The sequence below is a fragment of the Sulfitobacter sp. HI0040 genome, assembly GCF_001634885.1.
Lineage (GTDB): Bacteria > Pseudomonadota > Alphaproteobacteria > Rhodobacterales > Rhodobacteraceae > Sulfitobacter.
The window spans coordinates 48,569-67,959 of record NZ_LWEX01000406.1; the positions used below are offsets into that span (position 1 = coordinate 48,569).

Consider the following 19,391-nt stretch of genomic DNA (forward strand, 5'->3'; position numbering starts at 1 on the left):
GGTAAACAGTTGTGATTTAATGGTTTTATTGTCCACATTACCCGCATTTGCTGTGGCCGCAACTTCCGCAGGTCATACATCCCTCGACCATGCGCAGATCGAACTGACCGCAAGAGGGGCAGGTCTTTCCACGGGGCGCATCCAGACCGACGACCTTGGCTTGCGGGTCGGTCTTGAGCCCCATGCCCTCGCCCGCGATAAAGCCCGTGGCGATCATATGCCGTTCGATCACCCCGCCGATGGCCGCGAGGATCGAGGGGATGTATTTGCCCCCCATCCAGGCACCGCCACGCGGGTCGAAGACGGCCTTCAGCTCTTCCACCACGAAGGACACGTCACCGCCACGCCGGAACACGGCGGAGATCATCCGGGTGAGCGCCACGGTCCATGCGAAATGTTCCATGTTTTTCGAGTTGATAAAGACCTCGAAGGGGCGACGGTGGCCGTTCAGGACAATGTCGTTGATGGTGATATAGAGCGCATGTTCGCTGTCAGGCCATTTGACCTTGTAGGTGTTACCCTCCAACTCGTTCGGCCGGTCCAGCGGTTCGGACATGTAGATGACATCGCCTGCGTTGGCGTCTTCCACAACCTCTGGCGTGCCACTGCCCAAGGGCTGGCCCTGACTGCGGGCGGGGTCGAAGGCCCCGCCCATGGGGGCGGTCGGGGCCTGCCCGGCTGCGCCGGGCGTATCGCCGCCAATTAGCTGACCAACTGGAACGCCGAGAGCTCGCGCGATACTTTGAAGGGTAGAGACTTTCGGTGACCCAATTTTTCCACTCAGAATATCATATACCCCAGTGTAGTTAAGGCCCGCCTTCCCCGCCAAACTCTTCGCGTTCACCTTTTTTTCTTCCATTAGCACTTTCAAGTTATGACGAAGGTCAAACTTCGGCTTCTCCTCCGCCACGCTCAACACGCTGCCGGTCACGTCGTTCGGGCGGTAGGTCGTGCAGCCCTTGCAGCCGGAATCCCACGCTTCCATATAGACGTCCTTGAACGCCTCGAAGCTGATATCCTCGGGGCAGTTGATCGTCTTTGAAATGCTCGAATCCACCCATTTCTGCGCCGCCGCCTGCATCTTGACGTGATCGAGCGGCGCCAGCGTCTGCGCATTGACGAAGTAATCGGGCAGGTCCGCATCCCCCTTCAGGTCGCGCCACATCTGCACGGCGTAATCCACCACCTCCTCCTCGGTGCGGCTGCCATCCTTCTGAAGCACCTTGCGGGTGTAGGCATAGGCAAAGACCGGCTCGATCCCCGAAGAGACATTGCCCGCATAAAGGCTGATCGTCCCCGTGGGCGCGATGGAAGTAAGGAGCGCATTACGAATGCCATGGGTCCGCACGGCTTCGCGCACGTCCTCGTCCATCCCCTGCATCGTGCCCGACGCCAGATAGGCCTCGGCATCGAAAAGGGGAAAGGCGCCCTTTTCCTTCGCAAGTTCCACTGATGCAAGGTAGGCGGCGCGGGCAATGGCGTGCAGCCATTCTTCGGTCTGCGCCGCCGCCTCATCGGACCCATAGCGCAGCCCCATCATCAAAAGCGCGTCCGCAAGCCCGGTGACCCCAAGCCCGATCCGCCGCTTGGCCTGCGCTTCGCGCGCCTGCGCCTCCAACGGAAACTGGGACACGTCCACCACGTTGTCCATCATGCGCACCGCTGTCGCCACCAGCTCGTTCAACGCATCCTGATCGAGCGCCGCGCCTGCGTCGAACGGGTCCGTCACCAACCGCGCGAGGTTGATCGACCCGAGAAGGCAGGCCCCGTAGGGCGGCAGCGGCTGTTCGCCGCAGGGGTTCGTCGCGGCAATCGTCTCGCAGTAGGACAGGTTGTTGGCCGCATTGATCCGGTCGATGAAGATGACACCCGGCTCGGCGAAATCATAGGTCGCCTGCATGATCCGGTTCCACAGGTCGCGCGCCTCCACGGTGCGATAGACCTTGTCGCCGAAAACAAGGTCCCATGACGCATCGGCTTTCACCGCCTCCATGAAGGCATCGGTGATCAGAACCGACATGTTGAACATGCGCAGCCGGGCCGGGTCCGACTTGGCAGAAATGAAATCTTCCACATCGGGATGATCGCAGCGCATGGTCGCCATCATCGCACCCCGCCGCGATCCGGCGGACATGATGGTACGGCACATGGCATCCCAGACGTCCATGAAACTGAGCGGCCCCGATGCATCCGCCGAGACACCCAGCACATCCGCCCCCCGGGGCCGGATCGTCGAGAAATCGTAGCCGATGCCGCCGCCCTGCTGCATGGTCAGGGCCGCCTCCTTCAGCATATCGAAAATGCCCGCCATGCTGTCCGGAACGGTGCCCATGACGAAGCAGTTGAACAATGTGACGCGCCGCGCCGTGCCGGCCCCCGCCGTGATGCGGCCCGCAGGCAGGTATTTGAAGTCCTGCAAAGCATCGTAAAAACGCTCCGTCCAGAGCGCCTTGTCCTCCTCGACCTGCGCCAGATCGGTGGCGATACGGCGCCATGTATCCTCCACCGTGACATCGCGCGGGGTTCCGTCGGCGTCCTTGAACCGGTATTTCATGTCCCAGATCTGTTCGGCAATGGGGGTGGAGAAACGGGTCATGGCGATTCCTGCAGCTTGGGGAAGGCGACCAAGATAACCCAATCCAAGACGCCAGTCCACCACACCTTGATCGAACTCTGCGCCCGGCTACCTTATATCGTAGGTTTCACCCATGCCCCCGGAAGGCCCCATGAATCCATATATGAACCTCATCAAGCTCAGCGTTGGCAGTGATAGCGTGGAATCGCTCATCGACTGGCAGACCAACCGCTCCGGCCAGCGATCCGAAGGTAAATATTACCATGTCACCCGGATGTGGCCCAAACGCGAAGCGGAGATCCTCGCCGGCGGTTCGATCTATTGGGTGATAAAGGGCGAGATCCTGTGCCGCCAACGCATCCTCGGTTTCGACGAGAAAATAGGCAATGACGGGATCCGCCGCTGCGGTATCGTTCTGGATGCCGATATTCGCCGCGTCTCTCCGGTTCTGCGGCGTCCCTTCCAAGGCTGGCGCTACCTGTCGCCCGTCGATGCGCCCCCCGACCTACGCCACGGGCGGGAGGACGAACCCGCCTTGCCCCGCGATCTCGACCGAGCCTTGGCGGAAATCGGCGTTCTCTGATCAGACGGCGGGAAGCGCTGCATCCGGGGTGCTTGAGTATTTATGAAAGGGTGAAGGAGGGCAGACCGCTCCCTTCACCCTTTTCCAAATACTCAAATCCACCGTTCCTACCGAAAGCTCCGTTCACCGGTAAAGGGCTTCTATTTCCTCGGCATAGATTTCGAATATTTTCGCGCGCCTGACCTTCATCGTCGCGGTAACTTCGCCGTCATCGTGATCCAGCTCCTTGCGCAGCAGCCAGATTTTCTTGACCTGCTCGACCCGTGCCAGATCGTCATTGCGCTTTTGCACCTCGCCTTCGATCAATGACTGAACCTGCGGATTCTCCGCCAGCGAACGGAAGGTCGTATAGGCGATACCCTGGCCCTCCGCCCAGAGGCGCACGTTGTCCATATCGAGCTGTAAAAGTGCCGCGACATAGGGGCGCTTGTCGGCCACGACGATCACCTCTTTGATAAAGGGGCTGGCCTTGATGACGTTCTCGATATGCGCGGGCGACAGGTTCTTGCCGGCGGCGTTGATCATGATGTCTTTCTTCCGGTCCACAAGCGACAATGACCCGTCTGGCTCGATCCGTCCCACGTCCCCGGTGTGCAGCCATCCATCCTGAATAGCTTCGGCGGTCGCCTTCGGGTTCTTGTAGTAACCTTTGAAGATCGTGGGGCCCTTGAACAGTACCTCGCCATCTTCGGCCAATCTTGTCTCGACGCCTTCCACGGGAAAGCCGATCCGACCGTCGCAGGCTCCCCAGTCCGACTGGATGGTTCCCACCCCCGATGTCTCGGACATCCCCCAGGCTTCACGGATATTGATCCCGATCCCGCGCAGAAAGCCGAGAAGGTCGGCACTGATCGGAGCGGCCGCCGTAATGGCGAAACGGGTGCGGCCGAGGCCCAGGTAGCTGCGAATATGACGGTAAATAAGCGCATCCCAGAAGCTGTGCGCCAACCGGTCGCGCAGGGTCCACCGGTCGCGGCGTATCGCGCCGCGGCGCTGGGCGCCCCTGAGTGCCGCGAGCGTCAGTGGGCGGCGCAAAGGCCCTGCCGTCTGTGCCTGTACCAGCACACCGGCTTGCATCTTTTCCCAGATGCGGGGTACGCCAAAGAAGATCTGCGGCGCGACTTCGCGAAGGTCCAGTGTAATGGTCCGCAAGCTCTCGCCGAAGTTCATCACGAACTGCTGGCTGAGCCCGTTGATCACCGTGACCGCCTGTTCCGCGATATGACACAGGGGAAGATAGCTGAGGACGTCTGTACCGGCTGGAAAATGCCCAAAAGTCGCCCGGGCGATCGCCCCGCCCGCGTGAATATTGCCAAAGGAGATCTCTGCCGCCTTCGGCAGCCCCGTGGAACCGGAGGTAAAGACCATCATCGCCGTGTCGTCAGATGTGATCCCTGCCTGTCGCGCCGCGAGGTCCCCGGCCAGTTCCGACAGCTGCGCCCGCCCCAGTTCCAGCAGGCGTTCGAAACTGATGAGGCCAAGCGTTTCATCCCCTAGGCACCCCTTGGGATCGAAAACGATGAGTTGCGTCAGCGCGGGCACCTTCCCGTCGAGATCCTTGATCTTGTCGAGCTGCTCCTGATCCTCGATGAACAGGATCGTGGTGTCGGAGGCATTGATCAGGTGATCCAGCTCCGCGGCGGGGCTGGTGGGATACATGCCCACCACCACGCCCGCGGCGGCGTTGATCCCGAACTGCGCCTGCACCCATTCGCTGCGGTTTTCTGACAGGATGCCAACGTGGCCACCGGGCGCCAGGCCCAGCGCCATCAGGCCCGCGCCCACCGCTTCCATGATGTCGCGCAGATCGGCCCAGTTGATCTCATGCCAGATGCCGAATTCCTTCTGGCGCATTGCCACCGCCGCGCCATGTTCGGCAGCGTGATCGTGGACCATTTGCACGAGGGGCCGAAATCCACCGGGCCTTTCGTCGAATGCCATGTGCTTTTCCTAGCTCAGCCAGCGCTTGCGGCGCTTGTAGTGTTTCACGTCGCGGAAGGATTGCCGCGCTTCACTGCCATCGTCGGAAACCCCAAGGTAGAACGACTGGATGTCCTTGTCGTTGCGCAGGGTCGAAACGTCACCCTCCAGCACGATCTGGCCGCTTTCCATGATGTAACCGTAATCGGCCACCGAAAAGGCGACGCCCGCGTTCTGTTCGACCAACAATATGCTCGTTCCGTCCTCTTCGTTCAGGCGGCGGATCGTATCGAAGATCTCCTCGACGATCTTGGGGGCGAGCCCCAGCGATGGTTCGTCCATCAGGATCAGTTCGGGCCGTGCGATCATTGCCCGCCCGAAGGCCAGCATCTGCTGTTCCCCGCCCGAAAGGTAGCCCGCGATCTGGCGGCGGCGTTCCTGCAGGCGCGGGAAGAAAGCATAGACCTTGTCGTAATCGGGCTTCGCCTTGCGTTGGTCCAGCGCATAGGAAGCGGCGATCAGGTTGTCTTCCACCGTCATCTCCGAAAAGATACGTCGCCCCTCGCGGACATGAAAAAGCCCCTGCTGCACGAGCCGGTCCGGCTGGATCGACAGGATGGATTTGCCCTTGAACGAGATGCGCCCCTCGCCCACTTCGCCGTTTTCCAGCGCCAGCAGGTTGCTCGCGGCTTTCAGCGTCGTCGTCTTGCCCGCGCCGTTCGTGCCCAACAGGGTCACGATCTTGCCGTCCGGCACCTCCAGCGACAGGCCGCGCAGGGCCTGTACCGTATGGTGATAGGTGACTTCGATGTTCTCGATGGTCAGCACGCGGGCGATCCTCGTTTCGGCAAGGCATGGGAATGGTCGACGGGCCGGAGGTACCCCCCGGCCCGCTTCGTGTCACTCGACGGTGAACCAGTCCGACGTGGGCTGGAACAGGCCGCTCGCCGCTTCGTAGGTATAGACCCGCCCGGTGCCGATCTTGTTGTTCTTCATGCTTACAGGTCCGCCGAAGAAGCCGCCGGTATCGTAGTCGGTGATGCCAGCCAGTTCCTCTGCCGCCCGCTCCGCGGTCAGTTCCTCGCCCTTCCCGGCCACCCGGCGCAGCGCCTCGACCCCGAGGTTCATCGAAATCAGCGATTGCAGACCCCAGGTCGGCATGTAGTTTTCCAACGGCGTGCCCGCGAAAGCGGACTTCTGGAAAGCCGCATAGCGCTGATAGATCGGCGCCTCTTCGGCATCGTAGGAATAGCGGTAGGGCATCACCCCGGAATAGCCGTCGAGGAAGGGGCCCGCCTCTGCCGTTACCCGATCCGCTATCAGTTTCTCCATGCCCCAGAACGTGCCGTAGAACTGCGTGGGCAGACCGAACTGGCGCGCGCCGCCGATAAGCTGCGGCCAGACCCCGGTGACATAGCCCTGCAGGATGCAATGTTCCGCACCCGACTGGGCGAGCTTGGTCACATGGGTCGGGATATCCGCCCCCTGCGCCTTGGTCGTCTCTTCCAGCACGACTTCGAGGCCAAGCTTCTCTGCTTTCTTGCGACCGTGTTCGATAGGGTCGCGCCCAAACTCGGTGTTGGAGAAGATGAAGGCGACGTTGGTGCCACCCGCGTTCTTGATGTTTTGCAGCAGGATGTCGACCTGATCCTCATAAGAGGGGCCCGGCAGATACTGGTACGGGTTCTCCGCCGGGTTCGCGAGGTCGGAGGCGAATGAGGTGGAGCCCATCAACGTCGCATTCTTGCCCTTCAGTTCGGGCGCCACCAGTTTCATGAAGCCGGTGCTGTCACCGTAATAGAGCACCATGTTCGGCTCCGTCGCCAAGGCGCGCTGGTAATTCGCAAGCGCCGTCGCGGGCACATAGCCTGAATCCTCGATCACTGTACGGATGGGCACGCCGCCGATGCCGCCGTCCTCATTCACCAGCGCCTCGAACATCTTCATGGCCGGTGAAACGAGCTGACCTGCCGTGGCGAAGGGGCCGGTAAGCGGCAGCGAAGAAGCCACGACATATTCCTTGGGCTGGGCGCGCAGGATCATGGGCGTTCCCATAACGGCGGTCGCCGCGGCGGATGTGGCTAGAAACGAACGTCTGCTGAGTGTCATGTTGGTCTCCCTGTCTGGTTTGGTCGTTTATCTTGGTATTCCGGTATCACCCGCGCGCGAAGGGCCAGCGGTTCGCCGCGCGCAGGATGCGATCCACGATCTGATTGATGCCCAGCGGCTCCTTCAGCAGAAACAGAACGAGCAATGCGCCGAAAGCGATTTCCTGCAAGGGCGCGCGCAGTTGCGCCATTCCGGCGGCATCGCCGGTGACGGCCCCGAAGGTGATCTTGATCAACTCGGGCACCAGCACGATCACGATAACACCGAAAACCGGGCCCATGGTGCGCCCCAACCCCCCGACGATCAGCGCCGCGACGAGTTGAAGCGACAGCGCGAGTTCAAATTGTTCGGGCAGGATGCGCGCGTAGAAATATGCAAACAACGCCCCGGCAAGGCCGCAATAGGCAGCGGAGATCGCGAAGCTCGTCAGTTTGTAGCGCAAAAGCGAGATACCGAGGATCTCGGCGGAATAATCACGGTCGCGGATCGCGATGAAGGCGCGGCCCACGCGCGTCCGCATGAGGTTTTGTGCCGCCAGAAGCGCCAGCACCCCAAGCACCGCGATCAGGCCGAACATCTCGCGTTTGGTGTCCAGCACCCATCCGAAGAAGTTGGGCGCATTGGTGGTAAGCCCCACCATCCCGCCCGTCCAGGGTGCGAACAATTCCTCCTCGATCAGGAAGATGACGATGAAGTTCGCCGCCAGCGTCGCCACGGCAAGGTAAAGCCCCTTCACCCGCAGTGAAGGCAGCCCCACCAGCACGCCGACCGCGGCGGCAAGAAAGACGGCAAAAGGCAGCGACAGGAACGGCATGATCCCTGCCGGGATAATCCCCGTGGCGACATTGTTGAAGATCGTCACCGCATAGGCACCGATCGCCACGAAGGCCCCGTGCCCCAGCGACACCAGCCCGGTATAGCCTGTCAGTACGTTGATCCCCACCACCGCGATGAGCAGGATGCCCATCTGGCTGCCGATCAGAATGGCATAGTCGCTCCCGAAAAGCGTAAAGAGCGCAAGCAGCAGGATCGATCCGTAGACGAAGCCCTGCTTGTAGCGGTTGTCCAGCACGCGTTCGTCGGCGGCATAGGACGACTTGAGGTTGGCGTTGATCATATCCGTTCAACTTCCTTCTGGCCCAGCAGCCCGTGCGGACGCCAGATCAACACGACCAGCACGGCGACGTAAGGAACGATCTCGGCCCAGTTGCCGCCCATCTTCCATTGCGTCATCGCTTCGAGCACGCCCACCGTCATCGCGGCGATGAAAACGCCCACGTAGCTGTCGAGCCCGCCCATCAACACGATCGCCAGCACGCTGAATCCGAAAAGACCGAGACTGGGGGAAATGCCGTTCCGAGTGGCAAGGATCGCGCCTGCGATGGCGCCGGTCGTGCTCGCCAATACCCATGCGCGGCTGAAGACCTTGGGGACCGAGATGCCCATCGAATAGGCGGTGGACTGGTCTTCGGCGGTCGCGCGGATGGCGATACCGCCCTTGGTGAAGCGCACGAAGGCCACGATGGCCGCGAACAGCACCAGCGCGATGATCATGTTCACCAGATCGGTGCCGAAGAGGAAGATCATCGACCCGAAGAGTTCAAATCGGATCGGCGTGTTGGGCGCGATATAGGGCACGTTGGCGGCATCAGCCGTCCAGATGAGCTGCGCGGACCCGGACATGATCGAGATGAGCCCCACGGTCACCATGATCATCGCGAACACGCTCTGTCCCATCAGCGGGCGCATCAGCACGCGCTCGATAATGCGGCCCACGATGGCATTGCAGACAAGCGCCCCCGCCAGCCCCAGCAGGATGCGCGGCACGTTGGCCGCCCAGTCTAGGATCGCCCCCATGGGCGAGAACATCGGCAACCCCTCGCGCATCTCGACCATCCATTCCGGGTTCCAGCTTGCCAGCCACTCAGGCGCCCAGGGCTGGTTCGGGACGATGACGGCGAAGGTGAAATAGAAATAGGCCCCGAACATGATGAGGTAGCCATGCGCGAAGTTGACGACTTTCGTCGCCTTGTAGACCGACACGATGCCGACGGCGATCAGCGCGTAGATCGCACCGCTCATCAAACCGTTGATGGCGAATTGCATGAACTGTCCCATCAGGCCGCCGCCCCCAGATATGCTTCAATAACCGTCGGATCGCGGCTGACCTCGGCGGGCGATCCTGCCGCGATCTGCTGGCCGAAGTTGAGCACGACGATATGACTGCAGATGTCCATCACCATGTGCATGTCATGCTCCACCAGCAGAATAGTCGTGCCGAACTGTTCCTGCACATCGAGGATGAAACGCGCCATGTCGGCTGTTTCCTCGCGGTTCATCCCCGCCACGGGTTCATCCAGCAGCAAAACGCGCGGACGCATGGCCAGGGCGCGGCCCAGCTCCACACGCTTCTGCAATCCGTAGGACAGCATGGTGATCGGATACTTGCGGATGTGGTCGATCTCGAGAAAATCGATCACCCGCTCCTCAATTTCGCGGCGCAGTTCCAATTCTTCCCGCTGGGCGGCGCCGAAATACCGCAGGGCCTGCCAGACGCCGGTATTGAGCCGCGTGTGCCCGCCCAGCTTGATATTGTCGAGCACTGTCATCCCGCGAAAAAGCGCGATGTTCTGGAAGGTCCGCGCCAGCCCCAGGCCGGCCCTCTTGTCCGGGCTGAGGGCGGTGATGTCGTCCCCGTCGAAGAACACCCGCCCCCGGTCCGGTGTATAGAACCCGGAAATCGCATTAAAGAGCGATGTCTTGCCCGCGCCGTTCGGGCCGATCACGCCGGTGATCTCGCCCTCACGCGCTTCGAAATTCACGCCCTGCAGCGCTTTGATGCCGCCGAACGACAGATGCAGATCTTCGACCCTGAGCAATCGGACCTCCCCAAGCCTTCGCGCCCTTGCTGCGGGTCTTCTGCCCGCTTGGCGCTGCTCCGGGCAATGGCCATCTTCCCCGCCCGGCGGGTGATCCATCTTCCGGTTTGCGGCACCACCCTATCGCGGGCCGAAGCGCGTGCAAGCGCCATCGATACGGAAGGAACCGGTCGATGGAGGGAAAGCGGTAGTGACTATAAATAATTTCAGCGGGTTATGAGATTGATGGCGAACGGGGCCGCATCGGCCTTACGGAACGTCACGTAATCAAGCGCATCAGCGCACGCAGCGTATCGCGCTCACTGTCCTCCATCGGGGCGGTCCTGCTCCGCCAGAGCGTGGCCTGCGATTGCAGGATCAGCCCGTCCGCCAACACCTTGAGGTGATTGGCCCGCAAAGTCTCCCCGCTCGAGGTGATATCGGCGATGGCTTCGGCTGTTTCGTTCTTCACGGTACCTTCCGTCGCACCCTGACTGTCCACAAGCGCGTAATCCGCCACGCCGGCCTGCCGCAGGAATTCCCGCACCAGCCGGTGATACTTGGTGGCGATCCGCATGCGGAAACCGTGATGGGCCCGAAACATAGCAGCCGCAGCATCCAGATCGTCGAGCGTATCGACGTCGATCCAGGCCTGGGGAACGGCGAGGATCAGATCGGCATGACCGAATCCAAGCTCCTCCAGAGGCTCGACGAGTTGTCCCCAGAGCGCCAGTTTCTCCTGCACGAGGTCGGTGCCTGTCACGCCCAGATGCAGGCGACCGGCGGCAAGCTCACGCGGGATCTCTCCGGCAGAAAGCAGCATCAACTGCACGCCTTCCACACCATCCACCGCACCGGCATATTCACGGTCCGATCCCGAACGCTGCAGCGTCACACCCCGCGCGCCGAACCAGTCGAACGTCTTTTCCATCAGGCGGCCCTTGGACGGGACCCCAAGCTTGAGCGTCATGGCGCGCTCTCCAGTTCGAGCATGAGACCGGGGCGCAGAACCCCGCCCACGGCGGGAATTTCACCGCCCGATCCAAGGCGGCGGGTCAGTGCATCATAGCGTCCGCCACTGGCGATGGAGGGCAGTTCAGGCCGCCCCACAGCACGGAAGCCGAAGACGAAACCATCGTAGTATTCCATCGACGTCCGCCCATAACTCGCCTCGAACGGCAGCTGGGCGGTATCGATCCCCTGTGCTTCCAACGCCTCGGCGCGGGCACCGATACGGGCCACGGCGGGCGCGATCTCGGGCAGATCGACGGCAAGATCATGTAACCGGCTGAGCGCGTTTGGCATGGTTTCGCGCACGTCGAGCAAGGTCTCGATCAGGTCGACCTGCCCTTCGGCCAAGGGTGGCGCGGCCGCGTCTTCGGCCAATGCCGCGATCCGGGCCTCGATCTCGTCACGGGTACGCAGGCCCAGAAGTGGCGCTTCCATTTCCACCTCTCCCGCGAGCAAAGCGGTGCGGGTGGGCGGTACATCGCTGCGGCCCGCGAAACGGTCCAGCAGGGTGCGGAACCGGCGCGGGCGCCAGATGTGCCGCATCAGCGCATCCTTGCGCCGCTGGGTTGTCCGCAACCCCGCGACGGCTGCCATCAACACACCGATATCCCCGGTCACGGGTTTGGCCGGGACGCCCTGCATCGCCGCGGCGATGGTCGCGAAAACCTCTGCGTCCGCTGCGGCGGGATCGGCGCGGTCAAAGATCTCGAATCCGACCTGGACATATTCGTTGGCGCGGGCCGGGTCATGCTCCTGCCGGCGAAAGACCTCTCCGGCATAGGTGTAGCGCGCGGGTTCGGCCCCGTGGGCCATATGCATCTGCACCACGGGAACGGTGAAATCGGGCCGGAGCATCTGCTCGCCACGCAGCGCATCACTGGTGACATAGGCGCGCGCGCGGATGTCCTCGCCATAAAGATCGAGCAGCGTGTCAGCGGGCTGCAGAATGGGCGGCTCCACCGCGACGGCGCCATGCGCCTCGAACAGCGCGCGCAGTTCCGCAGCCTTTGCAAGGGTCTCAAAGCGTGTCGGCATCAGCGGTGCAAATCCAGTATCTCGCGTACCTTCGACACAAGCTCATCTCGCGGCACCTCGTACTGGCTGGGCCGGTCTTTCCACTCCTCCAACGTCGCATCCTGCGCCAGTTTCGCACCAAGGATGAGATCCTTGATCTGGACCACGCCCCGGTCCTTTTCGTCGCCCCCTTCGATCACGGCAACAGGGCTGTTCCGGCGGTCGGCGTATTTCAACTGGTTGCCGAAGTTCTTCGGATTGCCGAGGTAGACCTCGGCGCGGATCCCGGCGGAGCGCAGTTCGGCCACCATGGACTGGTAATCCGCCATCCGGTCACGATCCATCACCGTGACGACGACCGGTCCCTCGTGGGTCGCATCCAGCCGCCCCTTCGCCTCCAGCGCGGCGAGCAATCTGTCCACCCCGATGGAAACGCCGGTCGCCGGCACTTCCTGCCCGGTGAAACGCTTGACCAGATCGTCGTACCGCCCGCCCCCGGCGACGGAGCCGAAATTGCGCTTGCGGCCTTTTTCGTCCTCGATCTCGAACGTCAGTTCCGCCTCGTAGACGGGACCGGTGTAATAGCCGAGGCCCCGAACGACCGAGGGGTCGATCACGATGCGGTCCGCGAAATACTCTTGCGCACTAAGTAGGTCTGCGATGAGGCCTAGCTCATGCACGCCCTCTAGGCCCATAACTGAATCGCTTACCAAACGCCTTAGGTACGAAATTGTAAGTTTGTTCCTTAATTCGCTCGGAGCCGTACCCGATCTATCTGCCTCGCTGAAAACTCGCCGTAACTCGTTAGAAAAATCAAGTGCGATGGGGTCTTCAGAATAGTTAGCGCTACTTTGATTGAGATGCTCAATCTGAGCTAGAACTTCGTCATTCGCCGAAACAAATCCCATCACCAGAACTATCTGTTCCTCGCTCAGTCCCGCACCCTTGGTGAAATCACCGCTGTCGTCCTTGCGGCCCTCGCCCAGCAAGGCGCGCACGCCATCCGGCCCCAGCCGGTCGAGCTTGTCGATCGCGCGCAAAACAATGCCGCGTTCGGCTTCCTTGTCGTCGCCGGAAAGGCCAGCAACCTCAAGCACCCCGTTCAGCACTTTGCGGTTGTTGATCCGCACCACGTAATCGCCCCGGGCGATACCGACTTCTTCGAGGCAGTCGGCCAACATGGCGCAGATCTCCGCATCCGCCGCGACGGAGGATGCGCCGACGGTATCGGCATCGCACTGGTAGAACTGGCGGAACCGCCCCGGGCCGGGCTTTTCATTGCGCCAGACCGGCCCCATCGCATAGCGGCGGTAGGGGGTGGGCAGATCGTTGCGGTGCTGGGCATAGACGCGAGCGAGCGGGGCTGTCAGGTCATAGCGCAGCGCCAGCCAGTCGCCGGGCTTGTCGCTTTCGGCATCTTCCTGCCACGCGAAGACGCCTTCGTTGGGCCGGTCGACATCGGGCAGGAACTTGCCCAGAGCCTCCACCGTTTCCACGCCGGAGCTTTCCAGCGCGTCGAAGCCATAGCGGTGATAGACCGCCGCGATCCTGGCCAGCATTTCGGTGCGGCGCGTGACCTCGACACCGAAATAATCCCGGAAGCCTTTCGGCGTTTCGGCCTTCGGGCGCGGGCTCTTTTTCGTCTTGGCCATGGCATATGATCCTGCTGCGGCGATTGCGCCCGCGTCTATCCCAGCCCCGCCGCAAGGGCAAGCGACGGGCGGGGCGCGGGATGCGCTTCAGATGAGGCCGAAGTCCCCGCCGCGTCCCTTACCCGCCGCAAAGCGTGCGGCCCCCTCGCGGCCTTCGGAATGGAACATCGCGGCAGAGGCCCACTCCCGCCGCAGGGCGCTCGCCAGTTCGGCAGGCGCCAGCCGGGCCGAAAGGTGATCGGCGCGCATGCAGCCCTGCGGAAACCGGGTGAGGCTTTCCGCCAGCGTCAAGGCTTCGTCAAGCGCGGCGCCCTGCGCCACCATCCTGTCGGCCAGTCCCATCTGATAGGCTTCCTGCGCGGGCACCGGGCGACCGGTAAGGATTAGGTCGTTCGCCCTGCCTTGCCCGACGATCCGGGGCAGGCGCACCGTGCCCCCATCCACCAGCGGCACCCCCCACCGCCGGCAATAGACCCCCATGACAGCGTCCTTGGCGACCACGCGCATGTCGCACCACAGGGCCAGTTCCAAACCGCCCGCCACCGCAGGCCCTTCGACCGCCGCAATCACCGGCTTCGACAGCATCAGCCTGCTGGGGCCCATGGGGCCCGGACGCGGATCACCCGCCGGATCGTGCCAGCTTTCGGGAATGTCGATCGCATCGATCCACTCCCGGGCGCTTCCGTCGGCGGCTGTCTTGAGGTCGAAGCCCGCACAGAATGCGCCCCCCGCCCCGGTCAGGATAGCCACGTCGAATGCCGGGTCAGCCTCGAAAGCGACGTAAGCGTCGAAAAGCGCCTGCGCCGTGGCCGGATCGACCGCGTTACGTGCCTGCGGGCGGTCGATCGTCACCACCCTGATCCGCCCCCGAGCCGTGATGCGAACTGTCATGCCATCCCCCCTTTAGCACTGCATCCACCCATGCTAGGGCAAGGCCGAAGGGGATGCAGCATGCAAAAGCTCGAAGAACAGATCGCCCATCTCACCCGCACCGTCGATGACCTCTCCGCGGTCGTGGCACGGCAGGCCGAAGAGATCACGACGCTGAACCGGCGCGTTCGGATGCTCATGCAGCGCGAAGGTGAACGGGAAGCCTCAGGTGGGGGCGGCGCGGTTTTCGGCGACGACAGACCGCCGCATTATTGACCGCCCGCCGATGAGGAGCGACGCCCGCCCTCAGTTTGCGGATTTGAGGGCCGCCGCCATTACAGCGCCATCGTGGATCAGGTACTCGGACCAGCGCCCGTCCCCGGGCCGTCCGGTATAGGCCGTCACGAAAAAGGTGCTTGCATCGAGTTTGCCGATCTTGCGCCCGCATGGCGCCGCGGCACCCACCCTGCAAACGCCTGACTTCACGCGGTCATAGGCGGCATCGGTCGCCGCGCGCGGCAAGGTGCCCGCCGCGGGACCAAAGCGATAGCTTTCGTAGCTGGAGGCATCGCTCAACATCGCGGCACCGGCGGTCAATTGGCGCGGGCAACCATCGCTGAAGCCGGTAATGTAGAAGGTGCGCGCGCCGGTCGCCCCCGGCGCACTGTCATGCAGGGCGAACCCCCGGGCCCGCGCGGCCTCGACCAACTGACCCAGTGGCTTGCCCTTGGCCGCACAGACCCGCGCGATCTCGCCATGGGGCAGAACGGTGCCGAAGGCCACTTCCCGCGCGTCCGGACCGTCACCCGCGGGGACGCTGTTGGAACCGCCGCCAAAGAGGCCCAGCAGCCCACCTAGCCCGCGTCGTGGCGCAGGTGCCGCTGCCTGCGGCGCATCCCCGCGAGTTGCGGACGTGCCGAAGAACCCTTCGCGGTCGATCTCCGCCTGATCCGGCAAGGCCTGGGCACTGGATCCCGTTTGCGGAATATCCAGATCGCCCACCCTATCGAAATCGGAAAGCGGATCCCCGCAGGCCGCAAGAAGAACCATGCCGAAAAACGCGGCAGTCAAACGCAACATATCTTTCCCCCCGGATCAGATGCCGATCTGATAGCGCATCCGCTCCGTGCCGTCGAATCCCGCTTTGTATCAGGCCGGGTTCCGCTCAGATCTCTTCGACTTCGAGAACGCCGCCCAAGGACCGGATCGCACCCCTGATCTGCGGCGTGACGGGGAATTCCGCGCCCAGATCCACTTCGACCTCACCGGGGAGCGCAGGGTCCATCAGGCAGAACTGGATCGGGCCGCGCCCCGCATTGCGCGCGGCCTTGCGCGCGCCTGCCAACACGTCCGCCACGGCGGCGATGGCACCCGGCGCGTTAACGAAAATACGCAACCCAGCACCGCCTGCATCGGCCACCACCCCGTCGATTGGCGCGACAGCACGGCCCAAAAGTTTGAGCTGATCGGATTCCATCGTCGCCTCGACGGTGACGACGACCTTGGACCCCGCTTCCAGATGTTCGCGCGCGGCCTCCAACGTGTCGGAGAACAAGGTAACCTCGTAACCGCCGGTGGTATCGGACATCTGGGCAAAGGCAAACCGGTTGCCCCGCGCCGACTTGCGCTCCTGCCGACCGGCCACTACCCCGGCGAGCTTGGCGACGAGCGGGCCGGCGGTGGCTTTTTCTGTCACTTCGTCCAACGTCAGAACGCCCTTGCGCCGCAATGGACCCATGTAATCATCCAGCGGATGGCCGGAGAGATAGAAGCCCACGGCCTTGAACTCTTCGGTCAGCCGCTCGGCAGGCAGCCAGTCGTCGCAGGGCGGCATACGCGGTTCGGGCAGATCGTCGCCCGCCTCCCCGAAGAGGGATACCTGATTGCTGGCCTTCTGTTCATGCACCGCCGCGGAATACGCCACCAGCCCGTCCAGTGCCTCGAACACGCGCCTGCGGTTCGGGTCGAGCGCATCGAAGCCGCCCGCCCGCGTCAGCATTTCCAGCGGCCTCTTGCCCACCCGTTTGAGGTCCACCCGGCGGGCCAGATCGAAAAGCGTGGCGAAGGGGCGGTCAGCGCCATTGACCTTGCGGCCATCGGTGATTAGGCGCATCGCCTCCACGCCCACGTTCTTCAACGCGCCCAGCGCATAGACAAGCGCGCCATCCACCACCTTGAAGGTCGCATCCGACCGGTTCACGCACGGCGGAACCCAAGGCAGTTCCAGCCGCTTGCGAACCTCTTCGAAATAGATCGCCAGCTTGTCGGTCAGGTGGATATCGCAGTTCATCACCCCGGCCATGAATTCCACCGGGTGGTTCGCCTTCAGCCAAGCGGTCTGGTAGCTGACGACAGCATAGGCGGCGGCGTGTGACTTGTTAAACCCGTAGTTGGCGAATTTTTCGAGCAGGTCGAAAACCTCGCTCGCCTTTTTCTTGTCGACGCCGTTGGCCATCGCACCCTTTTCGAACTTGGGGCGTTCCTTGGCCATCTCCTCGGCGATCTTCTTACCCATGGCGCGGCGCAAAAGGTCGGCGCCGCCGAGGCTGTAGCCCGCCATGACCTGCGCGATCTGCATCACTTGTTCCTGATAGACGATGATGCCTTGGGTCTCTTCGAGAATGTAGTCGATGCTCGGGTGCACGGATTCGCGTTCACGCAGCCCGTTCTTGACTTCGCAATAGGTGGGGATGTTCTCCATCGGGCCGGGACGGTAGAGCGCCACGAGCGCCACAATGTCTTCGATGCAGGTGGGCTTCATCCGTTTCAGGGCATCCATCATGCCCGAACTTTCCACCTGAAACACGGCGACCGTCTTTGCGCTGGCATAAAGACGATAGGATGCCGGATCATCCAGCGGGATGGCCGAAATGTCGTCCTCCAACCCCTCTGGCGGCGTATAAAGCTCGGTCCCGTCCGCCGCGATATGCAGATGCCGGCCCGATGCCTTGATCTGGTCCACCGCGTTCTGGATCACGGTGAGGGTCTTCAGCCCCAGAAAGTCGAACTTCACCAGCCCGGCCTGTTCCACCCATTTCATGTTGAACTGCGTTGCCGGCATGTCGGAACGCGGGTCCTGATAAAGCGGTACGAGCGCATCGAGCGGCCTGTCCCCAATCACCACACCCGCCGCATGGGTGGAGGCATTCCTGAGCAGACCTTCGACCTGTTGCCCGTACTCGAGCAGCCGCGCCACGACCTCTTCGTTGCGGGCCTCCTCGCGCAGGCGCGGCTCATCCGCCAACGCCTTTTCGATGCTGACGGGTTTGACGCCTTCGACCGGGATCATCTTGGAAAGCCGGTCCACCTGCCCGTAGGGCATCTGCAACACGCGCCCCATGTCGCGTACGGCCGCCTTGGACAGCATCGCGCCGAAGGTGATGATCTGGCCCACCTTGTCGCGGCCATATTTCTGCTGAACGTACTGGATGACCTCTTCACGCCGATCCATGCAGAAGTCGATATCGAAGTCGGGCATCGAAACCCGCTCCGGGTTGAGGAAGCGTTCGAAAAGCAGCGAATAGCGCAGCGGATCAAGATCCGTGATCGTCAGCGCATAGGCGACGAGGCTGCCCGCCCCCGAGCCCCGCCCCGGACCCACGGGGATGTCGTGATCCTTGGCCCATTTGATGAAATCGGCAACGATCAGGAAGTAGCCCGGAAAGCCCATGCCTTCGATGATGCCAAGTTCGAAGTCGAGCCGCTTTTCGTATTCCTCCACTGAAACCGCGTGGGGAATGACGGCAAGCCGTTCCTTGAGGCCTGCATGGGCCTGCCGTTTCAGTTCTTCGATCTCGTCATCGGCGAACTTGGGCAGGATCGGCGCGCGGCGGTAGGCCATGAAAGCGCAGCGGCGCGCGATCTCGACAGTGTTATCGATCGCCTCCGGCAGGTCGGCGAAGAGCGTGACCATTTCGGCGGGGGACTTGAAATAATGCTGCGCCGTGAGCCGCCGGCGGGGCTGCTGCTGGTCGACATAGGCGCCTTCGGCAATGCAGATCAGCGCGTCATGCGCCTCATACATTTCCGGTTTCGGGAAGTAGACATCATTGGTCGCCACGAGCGGCAGCCCCATGGCATAGGCCATCTCCACAAACCCGCGTTCCGTGGTTCGCTCCGCTTCGGGCTGCCCGTCCTCGCCCGGATGGCGCTGCAATTCGACGTAAAGCCGGTTCTCGAACGCAGCCGCAAGGCGCTTCATCAGCGCCTCCGCCGCCGGGGCCTGCCCTTTCTGCAAGAATTGACCCACCGGCCCGTCCGGGCCACCGGTCAGACAGATGAGCCCGCCTGAATGCGCCTCGATCTGCTCCAGCGTGACTTCGGGGCGCGCGCCACCCTTGTCGATATAGAGGGCCGAGTTCAGCTTCATCAGGTTTTCGTATCCCGCCTCGGACTGCGCCAGCAGAACGAGGGGGGCAGGTGCACGCGGGGTTTCCCCGGGACGGACCGGCGCATAGGCCACGTCAATCTGGCAGCCGAGTATGGGCTGGATACCCGCATCGGCCATCGCGACGGAGAATTCCAACGCCGCGAACATGTTGTTGGTATCGGTCAGCGCCACGGCAGGCATGCCCGCATCGCGACACATGCCCGGCAGTTTCTTCAGCCGCAGCGCGCCTTCCAGCAGGGAATATTCCGAGTGGGTGCGCAGGTGAATGAATCGGGGATCGTTTGCCATGACCGAACCTTACGGGACACCGCCCGCCCCGACCAGAGGCGCGGAACCGGCCTTTGCCTTTTCTCTTGCCAAGTCGGGCATCCCGCGCTTAGCCTTGGGTCCACTTGCCCGCGCTGTCTTC

At 62.7% G+C, this 19,391-nt stretch carries 15 protein-coding genes; 2 read left to right on the forward strand and 13 right to left on the reverse strand.

The window, feature by feature from the left end; genetic code table 11:
- Positions 1 to 37: 37 nt before the first annotated feature.
- On the reverse strand, positions 38 to 2,596 hold the full coding sequence (locus tag A3728_RS16810; protein WP_067926228.1) for an adenosylcobalamin-dependent ribonucleoside-diphosphate reductase: 2,559 nt from the start codon (positions 2,594 to 2,596) through the stop codon (positions 38 to 40).
- A gap of 130 nt (positions 2,597 to 2,726) precedes the next feature.
- On the opposite strand from A3728_RS16810, the gene A3728_RS16815 reads away from it, so the two are divergent.
- Positions 2,727 to 3,158 carry a DUF1489 family protein gene (locus tag A3728_RS16815; protein WP_067926232.1) on the forward strand — a complete coding sequence of 144 codons (432 nt, stop codon included), beginning with the start codon at positions 2,727 to 2,729 and terminating at the stop codon, positions 3,156 to 3,158.
- Between the two features lie 123 nt (positions 3,159 to 3,281).
- Here the strand turns inward: A3728_RS16815 and A3728_RS16820 are convergent, their stop codons facing one another.
- The 10 genes from A3728_RS16820 to A3728_RS16865 all read right to left on the reverse strand — a co-directional run bounded on the left by A3728_RS16820 (position 3,282) and on the right by A3728_RS16865 (position 14,613).
- The gene (locus A3728_RS16820; RefSeq protein WP_067926235.1) at positions 3,282 to 5,099 is read right to left on the reverse strand and encodes an AMP-dependent synthetase/ligase; all 1,818 of its coding nucleotides are present in this window, start codon (positions 5,097 to 5,099) and stop codon (positions 3,282 to 3,284) included.
- A 9-nt stretch (positions 5,100 to 5,108) separates the two neighbouring features.
- The gene (locus A3728_RS16825; protein ID WP_082850878.1) at positions 5,109 to 5,906 is read right to left on the reverse strand and encodes an ABC transporter ATP-binding protein; all 798 of its coding nucleotides are present in this window, start codon (positions 5,904 to 5,906) and stop codon (positions 5,109 to 5,111) included.
- A 72-nt stretch (positions 5,907 to 5,978) separates the two neighbouring features.
- The gene (locus tag A3728_RS16830; RefSeq protein ID WP_067926243.1) at positions 5,979 to 7,187 is read right to left on the reverse strand and encodes an ABC transporter substrate-binding protein; all 1,209 of its coding nucleotides are present in this window, start codon (positions 7,185 to 7,187) and stop codon (positions 5,979 to 5,981) included.
- A 46-nt stretch (positions 7,188 to 7,233) separates the two neighbouring features.
- On the reverse strand, positions 7,234 to 8,304 hold the full coding sequence (locus A3728_RS16835) for a branched-chain amino acid ABC transporter permease (protein WP_067926247.1): 1,071 nt from the start codon (positions 8,302 to 8,304) through the stop codon (positions 7,234 to 7,236).
- Entirely contained in the window at positions 8,301 to 9,305 is a 1,005-nt protein-coding gene (locus tag A3728_RS16840; protein WP_067926250.1) for a branched-chain amino acid ABC transporter permease, read from the reverse strand. Before A3728_RS16840 ends, A3728_RS16835 begins: the two co-directional genes overlap by 4 nt.
- Complete coding sequence (locus A3728_RS16845) at positions 9,305 to 10,066, reverse strand: ABC transporter ATP-binding protein (RefSeq protein ID WP_067926254.1); 762 nt, start codon at positions 10,064 to 10,066, stop codon at positions 9,305 to 9,307. The genes A3728_RS16840 and A3728_RS16845 overlap by 1 nt, the downstream gene beginning before the upstream one ends.
- 259 nt (positions 10,067 to 10,325) lie before the next feature.
- Entirely contained in the window at positions 10,326 to 11,015 is a 690-nt protein-coding gene (gene hisG, locus A3728_RS16850) for an ATP phosphoribosyltransferase (protein ID WP_067926257.1), read from the reverse strand.
- Positions 11,012 to 12,091, reverse strand: coding sequence for an ATP phosphoribosyltransferase regulatory subunit (locus A3728_RS16855; RefSeq protein WP_067926260.1), 1,080 nt, complete (start codon positions 12,089 to 12,091; stop codon positions 11,012 to 11,014). The genes hisG and A3728_RS16855 overlap by 4 nt, the downstream gene beginning before the upstream one ends.
- On the reverse strand, positions 12,091 to 13,722 hold the full coding sequence (gene hisS, locus A3728_RS16860; protein ID WP_067926263.1) for a histidine--tRNA ligase: 1,632 nt from the start codon (positions 13,720 to 13,722) through the stop codon (positions 12,091 to 12,093). Before hisS ends, A3728_RS16855 begins: the two co-directional genes overlap by 1 nt.
- A gap of 87 nt (positions 13,723 to 13,809) precedes the next feature.
- On the reverse strand, positions 13,810 to 14,613 hold the full coding sequence (locus A3728_RS16865; protein WP_067926267.1) for a crotonase/enoyl-CoA hydratase family protein: 804 nt from the start codon (positions 14,611 to 14,613) through the stop codon (positions 13,810 to 13,812).
- Positions 14,614 to 14,673: 60 nt separating this feature from the next.
- On the opposite strand from A3728_RS16865, the gene A3728_RS16870 reads away from it, so the two are divergent.
- A complete protein-coding gene (locus A3728_RS16870; protein ID WP_067926270.1) occupies positions 14,674 to 14,868 on the forward strand; it encodes a SlyX family protein in 195 nt (64 codons plus the stop codon).
- A 30-nt stretch (positions 14,869 to 14,898) separates the two neighbouring features.
- Here the strand turns inward: A3728_RS16870 and A3728_RS16875 are convergent, their stop codons facing one another.
- A complete protein-coding gene (locus tag A3728_RS16875; RefSeq protein WP_067926273.1) occupies positions 14,899 to 15,672 on the reverse strand; it encodes a hypothetical protein in 774 nt (257 codons plus the stop codon).
- Between the two features lie 85 nt (positions 15,673 to 15,757).
- On the reverse strand, positions 15,758 to 19,270 hold the full coding sequence (gene dnaE / locus A3728_RS16880) for a DNA polymerase III subunit alpha (RefSeq protein WP_067926276.1): 3,513 nt from the start codon (positions 19,268 to 19,270) through the stop codon (positions 15,758 to 15,760).
- Positions 19,271 to 19,391 lie beyond the last annotated feature (121 nt).

What these genes read in the sequence shown, in the direction of transcription:
- A3728_RS16865 (WP_067926267.1), bottom strand. Translation starts at nt 14,613, where the DNA reads ATGACAGTTCGCATCACGGCTCGGGGGCGGATCAGGGTGGTGACGATC.
- A3728_RS16815 (WP_067926232.1), top strand. Translation starts at nt 2,727, where the DNA reads ATGAATCCATATATGAACCTCATCAAGCTCAGCGTTGGCAGTGATAGC.
- A3728_RS16830 (WP_067926243.1), bottom strand. Translation starts at nt 7,187, where the DNA reads ATGACACTCAGCAGACGTTCGTTTCTAGCCACATCCGCCGCGGCGACC.
- A3728_RS16820 (WP_067926235.1), bottom strand. Translation starts at nt 5,099, where the DNA reads ATGGCATTCGACGAAAGGCCCGGTGGATTTCGGCCCCTCGTGCAAATG.
- A3728_RS16810 (WP_067926228.1), bottom strand. Translation starts at nt 2,596, where the DNA reads ATGACCCGTTTCTCCACCCCCATTGCCGAACAGATCTGGGACATGAAA.
- hisG (WP_067926257.1), bottom strand. Translation starts at nt 11,015, where the DNA reads ATGACGCTCAAGCTTGGGGTCCCGTCCAAGGGCCGCCTGATGGAAAAG.
- A3728_RS16835 (WP_067926247.1), bottom strand. Translation starts at nt 8,304, where the DNA reads ATGATCAACGCCAACCTCAAGTCGTCCTATGCCGCCGACGAACGCGTG.
- hisS (WP_067926263.1), bottom strand. Translation starts at nt 13,722, where the DNA reads ATGGCCAAGACGAAAAAGAGCCCGCGCCCGAAGGCCGAAACGCCGAAA.
- A3728_RS16870 (WP_067926270.1), top strand. Translation starts at nt 14,674, where the DNA reads ATGCAAAAGCTCGAAGAACAGATCGCCCATCTCACCCGCACCGTCGAT.
- A3728_RS16875 (WP_067926273.1), bottom strand. Translation starts at nt 15,672, where the DNA reads ATGTTGCGTTTGACTGCCGCGTTTTTCGGCATGGTTCTTCTTGCGGCC.
- A3728_RS16855 (WP_067926260.1), bottom strand. Translation starts at nt 12,091, where the DNA reads ATGCCGACACGCTTTGAGACCCTTGCAAAGGCTGCGGAACTGCGCGCG.
- dnaE (WP_067926276.1), bottom strand. Translation starts at nt 19,270, where the DNA reads ATGGCAAACGATCCCCGATTCATTCACCTGCGCACCCACTCGGAATAT.
- A3728_RS16840 (WP_067926250.1), bottom strand. Translation starts at nt 9,305, where the DNA reads ATGGGACAGTTCATGCAATTCGCCATCAACGGTTTGATGAGCGGTGCG.